We start from the raw sequence: 23,681 nt of genomic DNA on the forward strand, positions 1-23,681 counted from the left end.
CGATGGTAACGCCAGTGGCCGCCACGCCCTTGTTGCGCTGCGCGGCCACGTGGGCCGCGCAGTGTGCAGGCACCTCAGAACGCGATCGTGCCCTGCAGGTACAGCGTGCGCGGCTGGCCGACGAACTTGCCGCCGTTGTTGTCGGTGGAGCGCGTGTAGTAGCGGCGGTCGAACAGGTTCTTGACCCCGATCGCCAGCTTCAGATCGTGCAGCTCCGCCCCGAAGTCGTAGCCGGCCCGCACCGCCACGGTGGTGTAGCCGGGGATGTCGCCGAGGCGGCCGGTCGGGTCTTCCTCGGTCACATAGGTCGCGCCGGGGTTCGGGGTGCCCGGCGAGCGCTGGCCGGACTGGGCGAACACATCGGCGTTGAAGGTCCAGCGGTCGATCGCATAGCGCGCGCCGAACGAGCCCACATTGCGCGAGTACAGCGGCAGGTCCTTGCCGGCAAACGCACCGGCGCGGGCGGTGGCCTCGGTCCAGGTGTAGGTCATCGACAGCTGCAGGCCGGCCAGTGCGTCGCTGAGCTGGCCCATCTCGTAGCGCAGCGCCGATTCCGCGCCGCGGTGACGGGTGGCGCCCAGGTCGGTCCACATGCCTTCGCCGACGATCGAGCGGGCCAGCTGCAGTTCCTTGTCGAAGTCGACGTTGAACAGGGTGAACTCGCCGCTCAGGCCGTTGCCGTTGTAGTGCGTGCCCAGCTCATAGGTGGTCGCCGATTCCGGGTGCAGGCCTTCGGTGGTCGAGGCCAGCTGGCTGTACTGCTGCGGGCCGAAGGACTTGCCGCCATTGGCGAAGAGCGACCAGTGATCGTTCAGGCGGTACAGCACCGACAGCGTCGGCAGGGTCTCGCGCGAGTCGATGCTCGGGGTCAGCACGCTGGTGACCGCGCCACTGGTGGCCAGGTTGGTCACGGTGTTGAAGGTGCGGATGTCTTCCACGCGCACGCCCGGGGTAATGGTCCAGTTGCCGATGTCGATACGGTCATCGATGTAGAACGCATTGGCCGTCGTGCCACCGCGGCTGGTCTGGTACGGCACCAGGGGCAGGTCGAAGCCGGCCACCGCAGCGTTCGGGCGGTAGTAGCTGGTGCGCGAGGCCACCTCGCTGCTGGCTTCCTTCAGGTAGCGGTAGCCCACGCTCACTTCCTGCACCACGGTGCCGGTGGTGAACAGGCGCGAATAGCGCGGCTCCACGCCCAGGTAGTGGTAGCTGCGCGGCGCGGCGGTGAGCCGGCGCTGGCCGTTGCTGGCACCGGTGCCGTCCTGCTCGATATAGCTGCCGCGGAAGGAATCCACGTAGTAGCCCAGCACCTCGACGTTGTTGGTGCCATCGCTGTAGCTGTACTTCAGGGAGCCATCGCTGCGGCGCCCGTTGAACACGTCATAGGGCCGGGTGGACTGGAACGGATCGGCCGCGTACTCGGCGGTGGTCAGGCCTCCGGGCATGCGCCCGCTACCTTCGAAGTGATGCAGCGACATCGCCAGGTCGCCTGCATTGCCCAGCGCATAGGACGCCTTGAGCAGGACATCGTCGATATCGGTCTTGTCGTTGCTGCTGCGCCAGCCGTCGCCATGGGTGCCGGAGTACAGCAGCGCCGCGCCGAGGCCGCCGTCGGTGGTGCCGCCCAGGAACAGGCTGGGCACGGTCTTGAGGTTGTCGCCCTGGCCGTACCTCTCGGAGGTGAAGCCCAGCGAGCCGGCGAAGTCCTTCGGAATCGCGCGCGTCACGAAGTTGATGATGCCGCCCACGTTCTGCGGCCCGTAGCGGACCGAGCCGGCACCGCGCACCACATCCACCGATTCCAGATTGCCCAGCGCGACCGGGGCCAGCGACAGCTGCGGCTGGCCATACGGCGCGTACGACATCGGCACGCCGTCCATCAGCACATAGGAGCGCGGCGACAGGCGCGAGGTCAGGCCACGCACGCCCACATTGAGCGACACATCGCTGCCGCCGGTGCCGTTGCTCTCCTGCACCTGCACGCCCGGGATCTGGCGCAGCACGTCGCGCACGCTGGTCGAGCCACTCTCGGCGATGCGCTGCGCTTCCACGATGCTGCGCGCACCCGGATGGTCGAGCAGCTTGGCTTCGGTGGGGTTGTCCAGCCAGTTGCCGGTGACCTTGACCGTGTCCAGGTCCGTGGCGCTGGGGGTCGTGGCCTGGGCGGCTGCCGAGTGCGGAGCGCTGGCCAGCGCCAAACCGATGGCGGCCGCGATCGCGGCGAGAGAGGGACGTGCGGGAAGGGTGTGCATGCGTACGGCGGTCCGGAACGGGCAGGGCAGGTCGCGCGTGCGCGCCTGGGGAAAAGCCGGCGGATCGTACAGCAAATGGGAATCATGTGCGTTATCGCGGCCGGGCGGGTTGCCCGGGCCCGCGCCGCATGCAACGCTGGCGCAGCGCCGGTGGCCCGGGCGCCCAGGGAGGCAGGCATGCTCGAGGTGATCGATCTGCTGTTGGCGCCGCTGTTCCGGATCAGCCCGATCCGTTATCTGCGCGACCCCGCCTACCGCCAGCGCGTGCGCCGCGAGCAGGGCAAAGCCGGGCGCTATCGCATGGTCTTCCTGATGCTGCTGGTACTGGCGGCCATCGTGCTGCTGGCGCTGGTGATCCTCGCGCGCTACGGGCGCTAGCGCTGGGCGCCGTGGGCAGCCTCAGGCGCGCACCCACCGCGCGCACAGTCCGACCAGTACCAGCGTCACCGCCACCGCGCTGAACGCGAACACCAGACTGCTGGCCTGCGCGACGAAGCCGATCAGGGCCGGGCCGGCCAGCACACCGGCATAGCCGAGCGTGGTGATCGCCGGGATGGCCAGGCTCTCCGGCATGACTTTCTGGTTGCCCGCCATCGAGAACAACGCCGGGACGATGTTCGCGCAGCCCAGGCCGACCAGCGCATAGCCGCACAGTGCCAGTGGCATCCAGGTGGCGAAGGTCGCCAGCGCGAAACCGCCGGCCGCCACCAGGCTGCCGATCAGGATCGAACGATGGCGGCCGAGCCTGGCCACCACGCCATCACCGACCAGCCGGGTGATGGTCATCGCGATGGCAAAGGCCAGATAGCCGAGGCCGGCGCGGGAGGGATCGACGTGCTGCACTTCATGCAGGAACACCGCGCTCCAGTCCAGCACCGAGCCTTCGGCCAGGAACGCCACGAAACACAGCACGCCGATCGCCAGCACCACCCCATGCGGCACTGCGAACATCGGCGCATCGCTGGGTGCCTTGTCGGTCCGCCAGAACGGCAGCGAGATCGCCAGCAGGGCCGCCATCACCGCCGAGGCCAGCAGGCACACCAGCCACGGCGGCAGGTGGAACGCCAGCAGAGCGGTCATCGCACCGGCACCGACCGCGCCGCCAATGCTGTAGAAGGCATGGAAGCCGGACATCATCGGCCGGCCGCTGTCGCGCTCGACCATGATCGCCTGCATGTTCATCACGCAGTCGCAGGCACCCACGCCGGCGCCGAACACGAACAGCACCAGGCCCAGGGTCAGCGGCGAGGGGGCGACGGCGAGCAGGGGCAGAGTGGCGATCACCATCACCAGCGTGGCGATCATCACGGCGCGGCAGCCGTGGCGCGCAGCGAGCATGCCTGCGATCGGCATCGCCAGCAGCGAACCGGCACCCAGGCACAGCAGCACCAGGCCGAGCGAGCCTTCATCCAGGCCGGTGCGGTTCTTGGCGAACGGGACCAGGGGGGCCCAGGCTGCGGTGGCGAAGCCGGGCAGGAAGAAGGCGGCGCGGGTGGCGTGCTGCTGGCTGCGGGCAAGCAGGGAGGAAGGAGCAGAAAGTGTCGACATGGAATTCGGGGCCTCAGTGCTGCGCAGCGCGCTGGAGGGCGACACCGCGACGCTCGAACGCTGCCACCTGGGCGGGCGGGGCATCCGCCTCCACGATCAGCAGATCGATCTGGTCGACATCACCGATCCGGTGCGAGGCCTGCGCGCCCAGCTTGTCGTTTGTGGCGACCACCACGCAGCGGCTGCTGGCGGCAAGCAGGGCGCGCTTGAGCGTTGCTTCCTCGCCATCCACCGCCCAGATGCCCGCCTCGGCATCCACCGCGCAGGTGCCGACGAAGCACACGTCCACGCGCAGCGCACGGATCGCTTCCAGTGCCTGGGCGCCCACCGTCGCGCCGATGCGCGGGTCCATGCGGCCGCCCACCAGGCTGACCTCGATGCCCGGACGCGCCATCAAGGCCAACGCGATATCCGGTGCGTTGGTGACCACCCGCAGGCCCTGATGCTCGGGCAGGCAGCTGGCGATCACTGTATTGGTCGAGCCGGCGTCCAGGAAGACCAGCTCCCCGGGCAGCACCTGGGCCGCTGCGCTCCGCGCCAACGCGCGCTTGCGGTCATGGTCCTTTTCGTGGCGCTCGGCCAACGCCGGGAACGCCGGGGCCGCCGGTAGTGCGCCGCCATGCACCTTGCGGCACAGACCCTGCGCAGCCAGCTCGCGCAGGTCGCGGCGGATCGAATCTTCCGAGACCTGCAGCTCGATGGCCAGCTGCGCGGACATGACGCGGCCGTGGTCGCGCAGCAGGCGCAGGATGGTCTGTTGGCGTTCGCCCGGCAGGGCGTCCTGGATGGTCATGGGTCAACCTCGGTCAGGGCGGGAAGCGCCACGCCGACATGCCTGAGCATGCGCATTCGTGCGTGGTGGCGCTTGTATTGGCCGCAGACTCTACCAGAATCGGCAGAGGTGTGTGCGTAAATCTGCACGAGGTCGCGCAAATGTGCGGCTTCGCGCTGCGCCCGCGCTGTTGCCTCACATGGCAGGGAGCAGTTCCGGCCGGATCACCGCTGCCGCCCAGTCCATGAAGGCGGCGACGCGACGCGGCAGGTGGCGGCCTCATGCAGCAGATCGTGCGCGCGGGTCTGGAAAGATTTATGCCGCACGGCAATATCAATACGCTGACCCCACTCCCCAAGCAGGTGCACTGACATGAGCAACGCAACCCGAGTTGTCCTGATCACCGGCGGCAGCCGTGGCCTCGGCCGCAACGCCGCCCTCGCGTTGGCCGCCGATGGCGCCGACATCGTGCTTACCTATCGCAGCCAGGCCGATGCCGCGCAGGACGTGGTGGCCAGGATCGAAGCACTGGGCCGCCGCGCCGCCGCGATTCCGTTGGACATGGCCGACAGCGCCGGCTTCCCCGCATTCGCCAGCCAGGTCCGCCGCGTGTTGGAGGGATGGGGTGAAACCCAGCTGCAGGGCCTGCTCAACAACGCCGGCGAAGGCCTGCACGCGATGATCGCCGATACCACGGCCGAGCAGTTCGACGCGCTGGTCGCCGTGCACCTCAAGGGTCCGTACTTCCTGACCCAGGCGTTGTTGCCGCTGATCGCCGATGGCGGCCGCATTCTCAATGTGTCCAGCGGGCTGGCGCGTTTCTCGCTGCCGGGCAGCTCGGCCTACGCGATGATGAAGGGCGGCATCGAGGTATTCACCCGCTACCTTGCCAAGGAGCTGGGAGCACGTGGCATCAGTGCCAACACACTCGCCCCGGGCGCGATCGAAACCGATTTCGGCGGTGGGCGCGTGCGCGACGATGCGCAGGTCAACGCGATGGTGTCCTCGGTCACTGCGATGGGCCGTCCCGGCAAGCCCGATGACATCGGCCCGGTGGCGGTGGCGCTGCTGTCGCCGCAGACCGCGTGGATCACTGCGCAGCGCGTGGAAGCCTCCGGCGGCATGTTCGTCTGAGGGTGCCGTCACGGCCATGAGCCCCCCATGGCCGGGCTGCAGGTGTTTATGAACGGATTCATTAAAAAAGTGTGACGAATTGCCGGTTGGTTGATGGGAGTGGCCCGTTTTCCACGGTTATTAGGCAAGGGACACTTTTTGATCACTCCAGGGGGAACCACCATGAAGCAGCTGCTCATCTACGAACGTCCGATCCAGCTCAACCGCGTTGCCCATCGCAACCATCGGGTGGTGGCCACTCCGGGCGATTTCGCCTTCGCCGCCGCGCTCAACTCCGTGCCGCTGGCCTGCGTGGAATTCGCGCCGGTCGCCCGCGAATACCCGATCCTGTTCGCCGGCAACAGCGCCGACGCGGTGGTGCCGGCCGCACTGCTGGGCCTGCGCGCCGGCCAGAACCTGATGGTCGATGAGCAGGGCAGCTGGGCCGAAGGGGCCTATGTCCCGGCGTTTCTGCGCCGCTATCCCTTCGTGCTTGCCGAACACGATGAGAAGGGCAGCGACTTCACCGTGTGCCTGGATGAGGCCTATGCGGGTATCCGCGAAGGTGGTGAGGAAGGTGCGCCGCTGTTCGATGACGAGGGCAAGGACAGCCCGCTGCTGAGCAACGCACTGCACTTCCTGCAGGAATACCAGGTGCATCTGGCGCGTACGCGTGCCTTCAGTGCGGCGCTGGCCAGCCATGGGCTGCTGGTGCCGCGGCAGGTGAACGTGCAGACCGCACTGGGCGAGGGCTTCTCGCTGGATGGCTTCTTTGTCGTCGATGAGCAGAAGCTGCGCGAATTGAAGGGCAAGGCGCTCCAGGATCTGGCGCGTTCGGGCGATCTCGGGCTGATCTACGCCCATCTGCTTTCGCTGGGCAATGTCGAGCTGCTCAGCCGCGCGCTGGACAGCCGTCCAGCCGCTGCCGCAACGCACTGATCCCTTTCCAGTAACGCCACCGAGCGGCAAGGCATCTATTGCCTTGCCGCGACCCTTGCTGGCCCGCGGTTGCCCCGCCTGCCACTGCCCGGAGCCTGCCATGAACCATCGCGACCCTTCGTCCTGCCCGTCCTCCGCCGTGCGTAACGCGCAGTTGGGGCCCCATCGCCTGCGTCCTGCGGGCCTGGCCGTGGCCATCGGCTCCGTGCTGGGGCTGGCGTTGCCAGGCAGCGTGATTGCCGGCGATGACGGCAGTGCGATGGTCACCGATGGTCGCACCGACACCCACGTGACGCGGCAGGGCAACGATCCGCGCTGGAGGGTGACCACCGGCACAGTGAAGGGGGCCGCCGGCAACCAGGTCGCGTTCAATTCCTTCCGCGAATTCGGGGTGGGCGTCGGCCAGACCGTTGATCTTGTGCTGCCCACCCAGGGTCAGCAACAAGTGCACAACCTGGTCAACCTGGTCACCGACGCGCGTGCGTACATCAACGGCAACCTCAACAGCGTGCTGGAATCGACCAATGCGGTGGGCGGCAAGGTGTTCTTCGTTGCCCCGGATGGCCTGTTGGTCGGCAACGGTGGCGTACTCAATGTCGGCTCGCTGTCGGTGTCCACGGCCAACCGCGCCACGGCCGAAGACATCCTCAAGGCCGGAGAGAGCCTGGATGCCCTGATGTACGGCACGCTGACGCCGGGTCAGCTCACCGACAAGACGGTGGCGCTGCACGGGACGGTGAACGCACGCAACGGCATCCGCGTACAGGCCAGGGCCATTGATGTCACCGGTACGCTGCTCGTGCCGGCCGGCCCGCGCGATGTCAATGGCGATCTGCAGGGCATCGGGGCGGCCGTCAATACCGGCGCCTCGCAGCCGCTGGTACTGGTCAACGAGGGCGGCCGGATTCAGCTGCGCGCGGCGGCGATCTCCGATACCGGGCTGGGCGTGCGCAGTGCCGATGCATCGGTGACGGTGGGCGGCAACGCACGTCTGGACGCGGACGATATCGAGTTGACCGCGCTTGCGGTGATCGATTCCGGCTACGACAAGGACGGTGCGGTATTCGACGAGCTCAAGGCCGACCTCGTCAACAGCGTCACCGACTCCAGCAACCTCAAGGACCTCGGCGACGCGCTGGTGAACCTGGGCGCGGACAAGCTGCTGGGGGAACAGATCTCGTTCCTGCACGGCGCCACCACGGCACGGGTGGAAGTGAAGGACAGCGCGGCGCTGACCGCGCGCGATGACATCACGCTGCACGCCAGCACCCGGCAGGCCACCGACAACTCGGCGGCCGGCAAGGCGTACGAGAAAGGTGATGTCGTCACCGATGCCAACGGCAACCCCGTGAAGGATGCGAACGGCAACCCCATTCCGAAGAAGCACATGCTCAGCCTGGGTGCGGCGTACGCGCAGATCAACGCCACCACGGAAGCCATCGTGCGTTCGGGCGCAAGCCTTGTGGCTGGCGGCGATGTGGTGGTGAAGGCCGATGCCGATACGACGCTGAAGCTTGCGGCCGAATCGTTCGCGGTGAACAACACGACCGCTGCGTTCACTGCGGCGATCAGCAACGTCAACGTTGACACCCGCGCGGTGATTGAAGCGGGTGGGCCACTGCTGCAGGCCGGCAGTGTCAACGTTTCCGCCGTCAACGCGGTCTCGCTGGACACCTCCGCCACGGCGCGCGCCGACAAGAATGGCGCGGTCGGCCTGGCCGGCGCGATCAGTCTGCAGGATATCGCGGCCGAAGCACGCCTGGACCGTGACACCCGTACCACGGCGGGCGACGTCACCGTGCAGGCAGCCAGCATCACGCGCCTCAACAAGACCAGCACGCTGATCACCGGACCGAAGAGCGAACCGCTGCCCGGCCAGGAGCAGGTGGAAGCGATCAGCAGCGGCAGCGATGGCCTGATGAGCGTGGCGCAGTCGCTGGCCGGCGCCGGCATTGGCGGCGCCATCGCCAAACTGACCGGCAGCCAGGAGGGCGGCAGCACGCCGCCGGCGACGACCCCGACCACGGCGTCGCCCTTCCGTCTCGGCGGGGCGATCAGCGGCGTCGACGGCGACCACACGGCCACCGCCAGCATCGGCGCAAGCACCAAGGTCGACAGCGCCGGCGCGATCGTGGTCGACAGCCAGGTAACCGATGCACAGATCGGCAACCATGCGATGAGCAATGTGCTGGCCAAGGGCAAGAGCGCGGATGGTTCGGCGTTCGCGTTGTCCGGGGCGGTCAACATCGCCAACCTCACCCATGAGGCACGGACCCTGGTGGGCAGTTCGGCCGAGCTCTCGGCGCAACGCATCGGGTTGTCGTCGGATGTGCGCCTGCCGCGGGATTTCAGCGCGCTCACCGGGGCCGTCCCGGATTTCAGCAGCTTCGACGCGTTCAAGACCTCGATCTCCGCCGCCAAGGACCTGATCACCGACCCATCGGAGCTGTTCGCCTCGTACGCCGCGGCGCGGGGCTCGGCAGAGGAAGTGGCGATCGGGGGCGCGGTGAGTTGGTTCAAAGCCACCAACAGCGCGCGTACCGATGTCGCCGCCGGCGCCTCGCTCACCACCCGCGACACCAGCACTGCGGCGTGGAGCGCTGCGCTGGAAGGTGAGGACCATGCCGGCGCTGCGCGCAGCCGGTCGTTTGACGCTACCACCACCGTGCGCGCCAACACCGATGTCACCGGGCTGCACGCCGCGGGTGATCTTGCCCTGAAGAACCTCAAGGACAGCAACGTCGGCAACGGTGGAACTGCCCTGGGCGGCAGTGTTGGCTACGTCGATTATCAGAACACCGCGGCGGCGATCATCCATGATGGCGTCAGCGTCGACGCCGGTACCGGCAGCCTGGCCGTACAGGCCGACAACAAGGAAACCGTGGTGGCGCTGGCGCTGCAGTCCGGCCAGGGCGGCAGCATCGGTGTCAGCGGAACCGCCACCGCGCTGGACCTGGACAGCACCACGCTGGCCGGTATCAGCAACCGTGCCGACATCCGCGCCGCCACGGTTGGCGTGCGTGCCGATGAAGACCTGTTCGTGTGGTCCGTGGCCGGTGCCGTTGCGATGAGCGACAGTGTGTCGGTGGGGGCCAGCGTTGCTTACCAGCAGTTGGATACCGATACCCGCGCCTTCATCGGTGCGGTGCCTGCAGCCTTCGCCACCGGCAACAGCACGGCGCCGGTAGGCGCGATCACCACGGGTGAGCTGGCGGTCAACGCCACCAGCGGCGGGCTGGCCGGTGCAGTGGCCGCAGCCGGCGCAGTCGCCAAGAGTTCGTCCGAGCAGCTGCAGAAGGCGCAGGACGAGCTGGCGGCGAAGCAGAACGCGGAGAATCCCGGCTTCCTGGATTCACTCAAGACCCGTGCGCTCGGCAAGGTGACCGCGCTGGAAGGCATGGCCAACAAGGCAGACAGCAACGGCAGCGGCGGGCTGACCGAGTACTTCGACAAAGCCAAGGGCCTGCTGGGTAGCGGGAATGCAGCACCGGGGCAGGGGCAGGGCGCGCAGACGCCGCAACCCAAGTTCGGCATCGCCCTGTCCGGCAGTGCGACGGTGAATCGTGCCCGGCAGAACACCAAGGCGGACATCAGCTCGGCCGTGATCAAGGACAACAGCGGCAAGGGCCTGAAGCTGGATCTGGCCGCGACCAACCAGACGCTGCTGGTCAGCGTCAGCGGCGCGTTGTCGGTGGCCGCGGCCGGGTCGGACAACACGCAGGGCAGCGCATCGCTGGCCGGTGGCGTGGCCTACGGTGACATCCAGAACACGACCACCGCGCAGTTGCGCGACAGTACCGTGGAGGATGCCGGTACCGTCACGGTGACCGCACGCAACGAAAGCGAACAGGTCAACGTCGGGCTGAGCGTGGGCGTGAATGCCTCCTCCAACCAGAGCTCGGCCGGCGCTGGCGCGATCTCGGCGACCGTGGCGATGTCCCACAACGACACGGCCGCCAGCATCGTCGGGGGCAGCCTCCGCGGCATGAGCGGCGCGGCCGCCGATGTCGATGTCAAGGCCGTGAACGCCTCCAAGATCGCCAACGGGGGTGGCGCACTGTATGCGGGTGGCAAGGCCGGCCTGGGGGCGGCAGTGACGTATGCCGAAGTGGGCGACAGCACCCGCGCGTCAGTCAGTGGTGCCGACATCGAGGGCGTACAGGACGTGCGCGTGCGTGCTGCCGATGCATCGCGGATCGTGGCGGCGGCTGCCAGTGGGGGCGCGTCCACGCGCAGCGACGGCGTGGCGATCGCCGGTTCGGTGCTGGTCAACCAGATCGCCAGCCAGACCGCCGCCAGCATTGACGGCGGCAGCCGCATCGCTGCCAGTGGTGACATCGAAGCCTTCGCCGGGACGGCGACGATCGACGACGTGCGTGGCACCGGTGACGGCTGCGGCTCGGGCTTTGCGGTCGATTACTGTGGCGCCGGGATCGGCAGCATCGAGGTGGATGCCAATGCCGATACCGCGAGCACTGACGATACGCGGGTGGATGCGGCGGGTCGCAACAATGCCCGCAGCTCGATCATCGCCGTTGCCGGCATGGTCCAGGTGGGTGGCAACAATGCCGGTGTGGCCTTCGCCTACAACACCATCAACAACACGCATACCGTCTCGGTCAACGATGCCACGCTCAATGCCGGGCGCATTGCGCTCACGGCCAACGACCAGTCCGACATCCTGGCAGTGAGTGCCGGCATCGGCGGCAGTACCGGCAACTTCACCGGGGTGGGCAGTGCGTCCTACAACGCCATCGGCAACACCACCTCGGTGCTGGTCGGCCGTGGCCTGGCGGACGCGCAGGGCCAGGTGACGCGCGATGGCGCACAGCTCAACGCAGGCAGCATCCAGCTGCAGGCACGCGACGAATCCTTCATCGGCTCGTTGGCGGGGGCGGCAACGCTGGGCTCCAAGGTGGCCGTGGGTGCGGCGCTGACCATCAATGACATCGGCAATACCACGCTGGCGCTGGTCGATGATGCGCAGCTGACCGCCGGCACTGGCCGGGTCGATGTCGAGGCCGCCAATGCTGCCAGGATCCTGTCCGGTGCGGTTGCTGCAGGCGCAGCCAACAATGTCGCCATTCAAGGCTCGGTGGGCTGGAGCATGATCGACAACCATGCCGAGGCTGCATTGCGGGAGGGCAGTGTGCAGGCAGGCATCGTGCAGGTGGCCGCCAGCAACGAATCGCGTATCCACACATTGGCCGGTGCGGTCGCCGGCAGCGGCACCGCCGCCATCGGCGCGGCGATCAACGTGGCCACCATCGGCGATACGACGCTGGGCGAGGTGGATGGAACCGCGCTGGAGGTGAGTACTGCGCTGGATGTCAGTGCGGCGTCGGCAGCCACCACCAAGACACTGGCCATTGCCGGTGCGCTGGGCGGCACCGCGTCCATTGCCGGCAGCAACACCACCAACCTGATCGACACCATCACCGAGGCCCGCCTGCGGGGTGTCACCGGGCAGGGAAGTGGCATCACCGGTGCGGTGTCCGTCAGCGCCGAGACCTCGGGTGCGGCCTATTCGTTGGGGGGCGCGCTGTCGGCCGGGGGGACGGCAGGCATCGGCGCAGCCAGCAGCGTCAACGACATCGGCGGCCGTACCCGTGCCGTGGTGGAGAATGCAACGCTGGGCGGCGCCAGTGCGCTGAGCATCGATGCGGCCAACCGCAGCCTGGTGCGTACCGCGGCCGTGTCCGGTGCGGGGGCGGGCACGGCCGCGGTGGCCGGCAGTGTCACCACCAACCTGATCCATTCCGATACCCAGGCCAGCCTTACTGACAGCAGCCTGCACAACGCGTTGGCCGATGTGAAGGTGAGCGCCCGTGACGAGCGCGGCATCGATTCGCTGGCGGGTGGCGCGGCGGTCGGCGGCAGCGTGGGCGTGGGCGCGGCAGTGGCCTACAACGATATCGGCGGCACTACCTCGGCGGTGGTGGCCGGCAGTGCACTGGACCTGGATGTCCGCAATCTACTGGTGCAGGCCGATGCCTCCGGAAAGGCCGGCGGGCAGGGCAACCGTATCCGCACCGTGGCCGCTGGCCTGGGCGGCGGCGGCGCCGTCGGTGGCGCAGCCTCGGTGGCGGTCAACCGGATGAAGGGCGCCGTCTCGGCACGGATTGAAGCAGGCGCCAATGTCCTGGCGCAGGACAACGTCGGTGTGCTCGCCGCGCAGGCGCAGCAGATTGACGTGTACGCCGGCAGCATCGGCGGGGGCGTCAACGCGGGCATCGGCCTGGGCACCGTCGTCAACCTGGTGGATGGCAGCACCGAGGCGGCGATCACCGGTGCCGGAACTGCCGTGACCGCGCTGGGCCTGGGAGATGCGCTGACAGGCGTGGACAGTGGCCGGCGCACAGCGGGCAATACCCACAGCACCCGTACCGATGCCGCGGGCATGGCCTTCGATACCGTGGACCTGGGCACCGGCCATATCGACGTGCATGGCATCGCGGTCAATGCGGCCACGCGCCAGCAGGTCAGGACCATCGGCGTCAGTGGCGCGCTGGGTACCACCCCGATCGCCAGTGGTGCGGTGGCGGTGATGGCGGCCGTCAACGACATCGCCGGCAGTACCACCGCGCTCATCAAGGACGCACGGATCAACCAGCATGGGCTGGGCACCAGCAGCGACCCCGACCAGGACAGCGCAGGTCTCGCCGCGGCGGAGCAGAGCGTGGATGTGCGCGCCAGCCATCACGTGGCCTCGGCCAATTATGTGGCCGGTATCGCCGCCAGCGCGGGCGTATTCTCGGGCGCAGGGGCGCTCTCGACCAACCTGTTCGACAGCCATGCCAGCGCCAGCATCGAGGGCGCCACCTTGTCGGCCGCCGATGCGGTGACTGTGGAGGCCAATGCAAGCCAGAACGCGCTGGCGATCGTGGTCGGCGCGGCCGCAGGCCTGACCGGCGGCGCCGCCACCGGCGTGGTCAACACCTTCACCACCGATACCCGCGCAAGCGTGCTGGGCGGCACCCTGCGGGCGGGTTCCCTGGCGGTCAATGCCAACAGCGACAACGCCGCCTCGCTGGTCGGCGGTGCAGGCGCAGTCGGTGGGGGCGCAGCGGTGGCCGGCACCGCGCTGGTCAACATGGGCACCTCAACCACGCTGGCGCAGGTGGGCGACAGTGGGCGCGCGACCAACATTTTCGTGTCACGCGACCTCGACGTGAACGCGCGCAGCCGCTCCGATTTCAACGGCGTGGCGGTGAGTGGCGCGGGTGCCGGCGGCGCCGGCATCGCCGGCATGGCACAGGTGCACCTGCTGCAGAACGACACCCGTGCGCTGGTCACCCAGGCCTCGGTGGATGCCACCGATATGGCGGTGGTGGCCGAGGATATCCTGCGGCTGTCCGCGTACTCCGGTGCGGTGGGCGTCGGCATCGCCGGCAGTGGTGTAGGTGCGGGCGCCTCGGTGGCCATTCTTGGCAGCACCGTCAAGGCCGCCGTGGAAGACAGCACGCTGTCGACCACGGGCAGCATTGATGTGAATGCCATCTCCGATCGTGCGGTGGACATGGTCACCGTGACGGCTGGCGTGGGCGCCACCACCGGCATCGGCGGCGCTGCCGGGCTGCTGCTGGCCGGCATTGGCGACCGCGGTGACAGTGATACGGAACTGGGTGGCACCTTTGCCACCCTGAAGCAGCTGGGCAATGGCCAGAAGATCGACGCCGCCGCGCTGGACGGCACCCTGGGGGCGCAGGGCGCCGGCGCGCTGAACAGCCGCGCCCAGGTAAACATCGGCAGTCTGCAGGGGCGTGGGGACCTGGTGAGCGCCAGCATCCGCGGCGGCACCGTGCAGGCACGCGCGCTTGAGGTGAGCGCGCAGACCCTGATGAGCAGCAGCAACACGGTCGGCGGCCTCGGCGCCGGTGGCCTCGGCGTGGGCGGCGCATTCGGCATGACCGGCCTGTATGGCAGCACCGAGGCGGTGCTGGCGGCGAACAGCACGCGGGCCGGTTCCATCGCGGTGCTCGCCAACGCCGGCGACGGCAGCGCAGGCAAGGCCGCAGCTCTGGACGTCTATGCCGGCGGTGCCGGCCTGGTGGGCGTCGGTGCGGCCATCGGCTTGGCGCGCCTGGAACAGACGGTATCGGCCACGGTGGCCGGTGACCTGCAGGCAGGCAGCCAGGGCCAGGGGCTTGCGGTCCGTGCCAGCGATGCCAGCACACTGGATGTGACCGCCACCGGCATGGCCGCCGGCGCACTCGCGGCCGGTGCGGTCGTTGCAACCGCGGCACGCAACGCCAACGTCCAGGCGTGGTTGCACAACGACAGTACCTTGGCCGGCTTTGGCAACGTGACGTTCGCGGCCAGCTCGCTGGGCGGCGCGCATGCAGGCGCGTGGGGTGCGGCCGGTGGCGTGTTGGCCGGCGTCAGCGCCGCCGTGGCACTGGCCGACGATGGCTCCGACGTGCGCGCCTGGCTGGGCGAGCGGACACGCGTATCCGGGGTGGGCGGCAGCATTGAGGTGCATGCCGAGGCCACGCCGCAGGTGTCCGCTGAAGCCTTCGGTGCTGCATTGGCCGGCGGGCTGGCGGTCGGTGCGGCGGTCGCTGATGCCACCTCTCGTGCCACGGTGGACGCCCATGTAGGCGATGGTGCGGTGCTGTCCAACCGCGGTGGGCTGGACATCCTGGCCAGCGTCCACGGTGGGGGCGTGGATGCACGCGCGGTCGCCGGTTCCGGTGGCCTGTATCTGGCCGGCGCCGGCGCCTTCGCCACTGCTGCCAGCACCAACGCGGTGCAGGCAGCGCTTGGATCCAACGTGGTGGTGCAGGGTGAGGCCTATTCCATCAACAACATCACCGACTACGCGCGCGGCGGCACGATCGCGATGCGCGCAGTCAACAACAGCAACCAGCGTGCCGATGCCACCGGGCTGAGCGTGGCGGGCCTGCTGGCCGCTGGCGTCGTCGATGCCAACGCGCGTTCCGCGGCGACCACCGGCGTCACCGTGGGGGCCGGGAGCCTGCTGTACGCAGGCAACACCACGCTCGCCGCCAGCGGCAAGGACGAGAATCGCGCCAACGCCACGGCGGGCACCGGCGGGCTCATTGCGGGCAACGCGGCGCTGGCAGCGACGCACACCGACAGCACCACGCAATTGTCCATCGGCCGCAACGCCGTGCTGGATGTCAGCCGCCTTGACGCCCGGGCGCTGCACGACAGCAACTACGCGGGCAGCGCGAACAGCACCAGCGCAGGCGTCCTCAACGCCAGTGGCGCCAACGTGAACAACCGTGCGGACGCGACCGTCGGGCTGCTGGTGGACGAGGATGCCCAGATTGTCTCGGCCGGATCGCTGGTGCTGCGCACCGACAACAACTACACCGGCACGCTGGGCAGCGAGCTTGCCGCCAGCGCGGCCGGCGGCGGTGTCCTCAGTGGCAGTGCCGCACAGGTGGTCACCCGGCTGGATGGCAGCAGCACCATCGATATCGGCAAGGGCGCCCTGCTGCGCGCCGGTGTCGCACCGACGCCGGGCGATGGTGGCGCGCTGGACATCGTGGCAAACACCCGTGCGAACACCGATGACCGGGCGGGGCTGACCACCGGCGGGGCGATCAATGCCGCCGTGGTCAAGGCCCGCACCAATGCGGTGCTCGGCAACCGCGTGAACATCGGCGATGACGCGCGCCTGCAGAGCAGCTACATGCTCAACGTCGGCACTTACGCCGCGACCGACATCGGCGCCACCGCGTTGGTGAACACCTGGGGTGTGCTGGCCGCGGTCGGCATCTCCGACGCGGACGTGGCGCTGGCGATGGACCAGCAGGTCAATGTCGGCCGCGGCGCGAAGCTGGAATCGTTGCACAACGCTTTCGTCTCCGCCGGCCAGGACGGCATGAATGGCTGGACCTCACGGCTGGCCGCCAATGCGGTCTCGCAGGGGTACAGCCGAGGGCTGATCGCGGTGCCGGATTCCTCGGCGTCCTCCACGGTGGACAGCAACGCGAGCACCGCTCTGGCCGCGGGCAGTGAACTGCTCAGTGGCGCATTCGTGTCGCTCGGTGCTTACGGTGAAAATGTCTTCCGCAACGCCGATGGCGCCGCCACCGGCTACCAGTTGGGGTTCATTCCGGTCACCGTGCGCGACAGCCGCAGTGGTGGCAGCACCCGCGGTGATGTGCTGATCGATGGCCGCGTCGTTGCCGGGCGCTACAACGTGCTGGACATCCTGATCGATGCCAATGGCAAGCTGACCAGCAGCGGCGCGGGCGGCGATGTGCTGCCGTTCGATACCCAGCGCGAGCTCAGCAGCGCGCTGAAGGCGCGACTTAACGCGTCGGGCATCCACGATTTCGATGCCATCGCCGGCAATGCGCTCTACACCCACACCATCGGCGACCTGTATGCGGCCGGCGGCGATGTGATCCTGTATGGCCGCAACATCCGCGGTGGCGGCTCGGTCACCGCCAAGGGCGCGCCGAAGATCACCATCACCAACCGCAGTACCGACAACCTGCTGCTGGCCGGCGACATCCTGGTACCGGAGTACAGCGGCGGCAACGTGCTGTTCACCGGCAACAGCAACCAGGCCGTGGGCATCGCCGTCAGCCAGAACCCGGGGCAGAGCAATGCGCTGGTGAGCATCCGCAACGAGGCGACCACCGGCACCGCTGCGATCGGTGCGGGCGGGCTGATCTCGGTCACGGGCGGCGAGCTGGACATGTACAACGCGCTCGGCAACATCCAGAGCTGGGGCGAGCAGCTCGCCGAAAGCGTGACGATCAATGCGCCCAACGGTGAGGTTGGCTACAACCGGGGCTCGGAAAACTGGTACGGCAGTGTGGTGAGCGCGCTGTGGGCACGCCACAGCGTGGCATCGGGCATCACCGATGCCGACGATGCCGCGGCGTACATCGCCAACGCGAAGTACGGCGCCGCGGCCGCCGCGGCCGGCATGAGCTTGACCGACTATCTGCTGTATGGCACCGGCAACGACGTCAACAACCCCAGCATCCTTGTGTTTGGGGCATGCCGCTATCGCATCGGCGACAAGGACTGCACCGCTTCAGCGCTGGGTGGGCAGTACTACGACGGTGGCGTGGTATCGCGGTACAGCCACAAGGACACCAATTACCTGCCAAAGGTGAACGCCCGGAATCTGCGCACCCTGCTTACCACGCAGCCCGACGACGTCAGCAACGCCAGCCTTGGCCAGGTGCCCAGCACGGGCAGCGGTGTGAACGCCGGCAGTGGCATCAAGATCACGGCCAACTACATCGACGTCAACGTCGCGCTGAAGGCGGGGCGGCCGGTCGACTACTCGGCGATCCTGGTCGAAAGCAGCGCGTTGCGCACCTGGATCGACGGCAAGGACAACCAGGCGAGCAAGGGCATCTTCGATGTGCCTGCCATGTTCGTGGCGAAGTCCGGCGCAGATTCTTCCCGCATCGCCCTGAAGTACGATTCGCTCAACCGCCAGTTCATCGTGCCGGACATTTCGGCCAACGGGGGCGGTTCGATCTACCTCGATGGCCGCATCGTCAGCACATCCACCGCCGGCTCGCTCAATGTGGTCAGTGGCAAGGGCTCGGTGGTCATCAACAATGGCCTGGCCGATGTGGGCCTGCAGCTTGGCAACATCCTGGTCGGCAACGGGGCGCCCGGGCAGATCACCATCCGCGACCGTGAGCTCAATACCGCGTCGTGGTATCTGCGCGACGGCAACGGCAACGTGAAGGGCTATCAGGGCGGAGTGAATGCCCTGAACTGGGATGCCCCGGGAGTATCGGCCATCAGCAACACGACCGCGTATGACCCGCGCGCCGGCATGTTTGCGAGTTGGACACAGACGGCCCGCATCGCGCGCAACATCCAGTCCGATAGCGGCGTGCTTACTGCTGAGAACTGGCGCTGGGTGGACGGGAACAACAAGACCGTCTTCAACGGCCAGCAGTGGGAAACCTCAGGCGTCACGTACGGCAACAAGGCAGGCGGCGTGGCGGTGTTCGAGTCGCAGCTGACCGGTGACTTCGGCAGCTACCTTGATTCACGCGTGAACTACCGCTGCGAGAAGAAAAACGAAAGTGGCTGCCGCTACAACTACGGTTTCCCGGGTAGCAATGAGTTCAATGACGGTGGCACGTGGCGCACCAGCTGGTACCAGCGCGCCCCGCGCACTGGCACGCTGGTGGTCACCAACACGGCCAAGGCCGACAACCGGATCGGCATCAACTTCAGTGCCAACGATGCAGGCCTGCTCGACGTCGACTCCGGCCAGACCATCCGTATCAATGGTGTTCTGAAGAACACCGATGGCCGGACCTTCCTGACCAGCGAGAACGGCAGCATCGTCAGCGCATCGCGTGACGCCAGGATCATCACGAACCAGTTGACCCTCGACGCGGCCGGCAGCATCGGCAGCATTGTCGGCGCCCAGGCCGGCGAGGCCGCCAATCCGCTGGATGTCCAGATGGTGTCCTACACCAACGCCAACGGCGCCACCGTGGCCGCCGGCAACCTGGTGGCCCGTGCGGGCGGTGACATTGCGCTGGACGTGGATTCGGCAGCCAAGGTGCTGATCAACGCCGGCCGTGGCACCGGCCGTGGCGATGTGTGGCTGCGCGCCAAGTACGACATTGAAGGTGCGGCCACCGGCAATGCTGCGTCGATCATCGGTGCCGACATCACCCTGGACAGCGTCTACGGTGCCATCGGCTCGCTCTCCCGGCCCCTGGTGGTCGATGCCGGCGAGCGTACCCGCAGCGACGGCGTGCTGGAGGGTGGGCTCATCTCGGCGCGGGCGACCGGTGACATCGCGCTGCGCGACCTCGGCGGCGACTTCTGGGTACAGCGCATCGAGTCGCTGGCCGGTGACGTGCTGATCGAGGCACCCTCGGGCTCGATCTACAGCGGCGCCCAGCGCGCCTCGTCCAGCTTCCTCAACGAAGCGCAGCTGGCCAGCCTGCGCGACAACCTCAAGCTGTTCCAGGGCGGCGGCCAGCAGTCGATCGTCAGCTACCAGAGCCAGGTCGACGCCAGCTACGCCGAGTACTTCCAGCTCCACGCGCTGGGCAGTGTCGTGGATGGGCGCTACGTGGCCGGTGGCAATGCCATCAACCTGTTCCGCTCCATGGCAGAAGCCGCGCGCGGCGGCAGCCTGGACGATGCAGGAGTAAGTGACTACCTCGCCGAGCGCTTCAACCGCCTGGGGACGGTGTTCACCGATGCCTTCGGCACCGGCTGGCAGCAGGAAGCGATCTTCGCGTCCTTCAACGCGGGGTACCGCTATGAGCTGACTGCCAGCGGTGGCGACAGCGCGATGGTCGCCGCACGCAAGGCAGCGCTTCTTGATGGCATGACGGCTGACTCACGGTGGAGCCAGGACCAGCTGCGCTACGTGTTCAACGCCAATGCGCTGGAACCCTCCACCGGTTCGGCCCTGAATGCCGAACCGGTGATCATCGGGCGCAATGTCAGCCTGCATGCCCGCGATGACCTGGGCCGTCTGGACAAGGAATACACAGTCAGCCTGGCCGACGTGAACAGCGGCAACCTCAGTGCCGAGGCGATGCTGGCCATGCGGCTTGCGACCACGCCGGGCGATGTGCAGATGCTCGACGCGGCCGGCAATGTGCTCACGCCCGATCAGGTGCGCGGCGGTGCCGTGGTGGTCTCGCTGCGCATCCGCAGTACGGCTCCGGTGGTGCTGGCGGCCACGGGCGGGATCGAGGCCGATGTCGGGGGCGATGCCTACCTGCATGGCAGTACCTCGCTGGCGCTGAACAGCTTCGACGCCGGTGGCGATGTACGTATCGGCAGTGACGGCGATATCACCGATGCCGGTGGCAGTGCGGCCGGTGCGACTCTGAGGGTCGGCAAGGACCTCAGCCTGAGCGCCCTGCGCAGCATCATGGGCCACGATGGTCAGCCGCTGCGTGTGCAGATCAACGGCCGCCTGCTGCTGGCCAACGCCGGTGAACACGTGCGCCTGGCGCAGCAGAGCGGGAACCTGCGAGTCGGCCTGGTGAGGGCGAACCAGGACGTCGTACTGGACGTCGGCGGCGGCAGCCTGCTGTCGTACCTGAAGGGCGTGAGCACGCTGACCGGGCGCGACATCCAGCTCGCCGTGCGCGACGACATCCGCGACGAGGACGGCGGTTCGCTGGCCGTGCGCATCGTTGCCGGCGGTCGGCTGGATGGCGCGGCGGGGGGCGAGGTGCGTCTTTCCAGCGACGTGGATATGCCGATCGGCACGCTTACCGCAGGGGGCGACCTGCAGCTGATGAGCACGGCGGGCAAGCTGAGCGCAGTGCGTTTGCAAGCCGGTGGCGATCTGGGCGCCACCGGGTACAACGGTGCCGACCTGGATTCGGTGCAGGCTGCGGGCGACGCGATTGTCAGCGCCCCGATGGGGGATGTCCGCATCGGCAACCTGCGCGCAGCCTCCGCCAATGTCGCCGCCGGTGGCGGCCTGCAGTTGGGGGATGCCGCCATTGACCAGGTCCTGCAGCTGCTCTCGCTGCAGGCCACATCGCTGGCGGCAGGCGCGCAGGTCAGCGCCGGCGACAGCGTGCAGATCGACGCGGGCGGCTTCGCGATGGGCGCCGGAAGCCAGTTGAGTGCTGGCCGGGTGGTCGCGGTGCGTTCCAGTGCGGACATCAGCGTAGGCCAGCTGGCCGTGACCGGTAACACGGCCACCGGCAACGTGATGCTCGAGGCGGACGGTCGTATCCACTCCAACGGGGATGCCGCGGTCAATGTCGGTGGCGGCAGTCACGTGCTGGCCAGCCTGCAGGCGGGCGACGGAATTGGTAGTGACGCGCAGGCGCTCACGGTCGATGTCGGCCGGCTTGTCCTGGCGCGCAGCGATCGCGGTGACATCCACCTGCGCCTCCCCAACGGGGGTGTTGTGGGCGACGTGGTTGCCGCATCGGGTTCGCTGTCGCTGCACAGTGACGCGCACCTGCAGGCGGATCTGCTGGATGCGGCAACCGATGTCCGGCTGGAGACGACCTCCGCCGACATCGGCCACGGGGTCGCCGGTCACTCGGTGGCGATGCAGGCGCGGGGAGCGCTGGACATCGGCCGCCTGGAGGCTGGGGCGGATGCCGTCGTGACCAGCGCCGGCGGACTTACCCTGGGCCAAGGCAGGATCGGCGGCGATGCGGCGCTTCGCAGTTCCGGGGCCATGCGCATTGGCGAACTGCACGCGCAGGGCGCAATGAACGCGGCTACCGGTGCCGCGCTGGTGGCGCAGACACTGTCGTCCGGCGCGGCGATGCAGTTGGACGCGTACGGTGCGTTGGATGTGCAGCAGCTGCGCAGCGGGGGCGATCTGGCCGCCACGGCAGGTGGGCTGCTCGCCATCGGCGACCTGGTGGCCGATGGCGATGCGCACCTTGAAGGCGACGCGGATGTACGACTGGCCCAGGCGGTGATCGGTCAGTCGCTGGACGTTGCTGCGGCCGGCACGCTGGAGATGCGTACCGCCACGGTCGGTGGCGATGCGCAGCTTCGCAGCGGCGGGGCGATGGGCATTGGCACCCTGCAGGCGCAGGGGGCGCTGAGCGGAACCACGGGTGCCACGCTGGTAGCGCAGACGCTGTCCTCCGGGGCGGCGATGCAGCTGGATGCGGCCGGTGCGCTGCAGATCCAGCAGCTGACCAGCAACGGTGACCTCACCGCGAACGCTGGAGGTCTGCTGGCCATCGACGATGTCGCCGTGGGGGGGCAGGCAAGTGTGGATGGCGGCACGGATGTGCAGCTTGGCAATGCAACGGTCGCGCAGTCACTGGTGGTCAACGCGGGCGGCGCCATCACCCTCGGCAGCGCAGCGGTCGACGGCTCGATGACGCTGCGCGCCGGCCAGTCCATCGATGTGGGCACGGCCGTGATTGGTGTGGATGGTGACTGGCTCGCAGGCACCCACCTTTCCGCCGATGAGGTAAGCGTGGGTTGCAACTTCCGCGGCGATGCCGGTGTCGCACTGGTCATCGGCACGCTCAACGTGGGCTGCAATCTTGGGCTGACGTCCACCGAGGCGCTGCGGTTCGACGCCCTGCAGGCGGCCGGCGGCATCGCGCTGGCATCGCGCGGCTCGGATGTCCAGGGCCGGCAGGTGGACGCGGGGAGGGCACTGCAGGTGCAGGCCGCGGGCGATATCCGGATCGAAGCGGCCAGCGCCGGCAGCGACCTGGTGGCCACCAGCGGCGGCACCCAGCAATGGGGTGTGTACCAGGCCGGTGGCGATGCAACGCTGCAGGCGGGTCGGGATATCCATTTCGGTAACGGTCGCAGCGGTGGCGCACAGTCGATCATTGCGGGTGGCAGCATCGGCTTCGAGCGCGTCAGCGCCGGCACCACGGCCTACATGGACGCCCAGGCCGGTTCGCTGACCGGTGGGCAGCTGCAGGCGGGATCTGCACAGCTGGCCGCGCGCGACTCCTTGTCGTTGGCACAGGCGATGGTCGATAGCCGTCTGAACCTGGCCGCCGATGAGGTGCAGGCCCAGGTAATTCAGTCGGACGCTGGCCCGGGTCTGCTGACGACCACCCTGACCGGCTACCGCAACGGTGTCGCCAGCCGGATCGTGGTGGACGTTCAGCCGCGTGATGCCTGGCTCATCGATGCGCTGCGGGCCATGGAGGCAGAGCTGACGTCCTCCTCGGCGAAGGTCGCCATCGCCGATGGCCATGTCGAACGCACCATGACCCTGACCACCCCGGCGCTGCACGTGCTGATGGACAACACCAGCCCGGCGCTGCGCCCGGCGGACGCACAGCTGCTGCAGTTGAACCGTCGCTTCCACCTGGCGGCCGATGGCCGCCTGCTGGATACCGACGCCTATGTGCTGCGGTTCAACGATGGGGTCGGGGTGAGCAGCCCGAACTACAACCGCGACCACCTCGAGGCCGGGCCGGCCTACCTGGGCGAAAGCGCGGTGCGCTACATGGGCCGCATGCTCAATCTCCGCTCGCCGGAGATGGCGGTACCCGCCCGTGCGCCCGCGGAAGGTGATGAAGCAAAAGCCCGCGACGTGGTGGCTCCGGCCCTGGGCGGCGCGGTCAACCTCGGGGCGCCCAACTGATGAACGACGGAAA

The 23,681-nt window shown here is 68.2% G+C and carries 7 protein-coding genes; 4 read left to right on the plus strand and 3 right to left on the minus strand.

The window, feature by feature from the left end; all coding sequences use genetic code 11:
* Positions 1-74 precede the first annotated feature (74 nt).
* A complete protein-coding gene (locus ACE026_RS01565; RefSeq protein WP_486037348.1) occupies positions 75-2,252 on the minus strand; it encodes a TonB-dependent receptor family protein in 2,178 nt (725 codons plus the stop codon).
* Between the two features lie 177 nt (positions 2,253-2,429).
* Between ACE026_RS01565 and ACE026_RS01570 the strand changes: the two genes are divergently transcribed.
* The gene (locus tag ACE026_RS01570; protein ID WP_486037350.1) at positions 2,430-2,630 is read left to right on the plus strand and encodes a hypothetical protein; all 201 of its coding nucleotides are present in this window, start codon (positions 2,430-2,432) and stop codon (positions 2,628-2,630) included.
* A gap of 21 nt (positions 2,631-2,651) precedes the next feature.
* Here the strand turns inward: ACE026_RS01570 and ACE026_RS01575 are convergent, their stop codons facing one another.
* Both ACE026_RS01575 and ACE026_RS01580 read right to left on the minus strand, forming a co-directional pair.
* A complete protein-coding gene (locus ACE026_RS01575) occupies positions 2,652-3,800 on the minus strand; it encodes an MFS transporter (RefSeq protein WP_486037352.1) in 1,149 nt (382 codons plus the stop codon).
* Between the two features lie 13 nt (positions 3,801-3,813).
* Positions 3,814-4,593, minus strand: a complete 780-nt coding sequence (locus ACE026_RS01580; RefSeq protein ID WP_486037354.1) for a DeoR/GlpR family DNA-binding transcription regulator — start codon at positions 4,591-4,593, stop codon at positions 3,814-3,816.
* Positions 4,594-4,944: 351 nt separating this feature from the next.
* Here ACE026_RS01580 and ACE026_RS01585 point away from each other — a divergent pair, with 351 nt between their 5' ends.
* The 3 genes from ACE026_RS01585 (at position 4,945) to ACE026_RS01595 (ending at position 23,668) form a co-directional block, all read left to right on the plus strand.
* The gene (locus ACE026_RS01585) at positions 4,945-5,706 is read left to right on the plus strand and encodes an SDR family NAD(P)-dependent oxidoreductase (protein ID WP_486037356.1); all 762 of its coding nucleotides are present in this window, start codon (positions 4,945-4,947) and stop codon (positions 5,704-5,706) included.
* Positions 5,707-5,868: 162 nt separating this feature from the next.
* Positions 5,869-6,624: a SapC family protein gene (locus tag ACE026_RS01590; RefSeq protein WP_486037357.1), complete on the plus strand. Its 756-nt coding sequence runs from the start codon at positions 5,869-5,871 to the stop codon at positions 6,622-6,624.
* 100 nt (positions 6,625-6,724) lie between these two features.
* Positions 6,725-23,668, plus strand: a complete 16,944-nt coding sequence (locus tag ACE026_RS01595; RefSeq protein WP_486037359.1) for a leukotoxin LktA family filamentous adhesin — start codon at positions 6,725-6,727, stop codon at positions 23,666-23,668.
* The last annotated feature ends 13 nt before the right edge of the window (positions 23,669-23,681 follow it).

This window comes from Stenotrophomonas sp. AGC87, assembly GCF_057333975.1.

What these genes read in the sequence shown, in the direction of transcription:
- ACE026_RS01595 (WP_486037359.1), top strand. Translation starts at nt 6,725, where the DNA reads ATGAACCATCGCGACCCTTCGTCCTGCCCGTCCTCCGCCGTGCGTAAC.
- ACE026_RS01575 (WP_486037352.1), bottom strand. Translation starts at nt 3,800, where the DNA reads ATGTCGACACTTTCTGCTCCTTCCTCCCTGCTTGCCCGCAGCCAGCAG.
- ACE026_RS01565 (WP_486037348.1), bottom strand. Translation starts at nt 2,252, where the DNA reads ATGCACACCCTTCCCGCACGTCCCTCTCTCGCCGCGATCGCGGCCGCC.
- ACE026_RS01590 (WP_486037357.1), top strand. Translation starts at nt 5,869, where the DNA reads ATGAAGCAGCTGCTCATCTACGAACGTCCGATCCAGCTCAACCGCGTT.
- ACE026_RS01580 (WP_486037354.1), bottom strand. Translation starts at nt 4,593, where the DNA reads ATGACCATCCAGGACGCCCTGCCGGGCGAACGCCAACAGACCATCCTG.
- ACE026_RS01570 (WP_486037350.1), top strand. Translation starts at nt 2,430, where the DNA reads ATGCTCGAGGTGATCGATCTGCTGTTGGCGCCGCTGTTCCGGATCAGC.
- ACE026_RS01585 (WP_486037356.1), top strand. Translation starts at nt 4,945, where the DNA reads ATGAGCAACGCAACCCGAGTTGTCCTGATCACCGGCGGCAGCCGTGGC.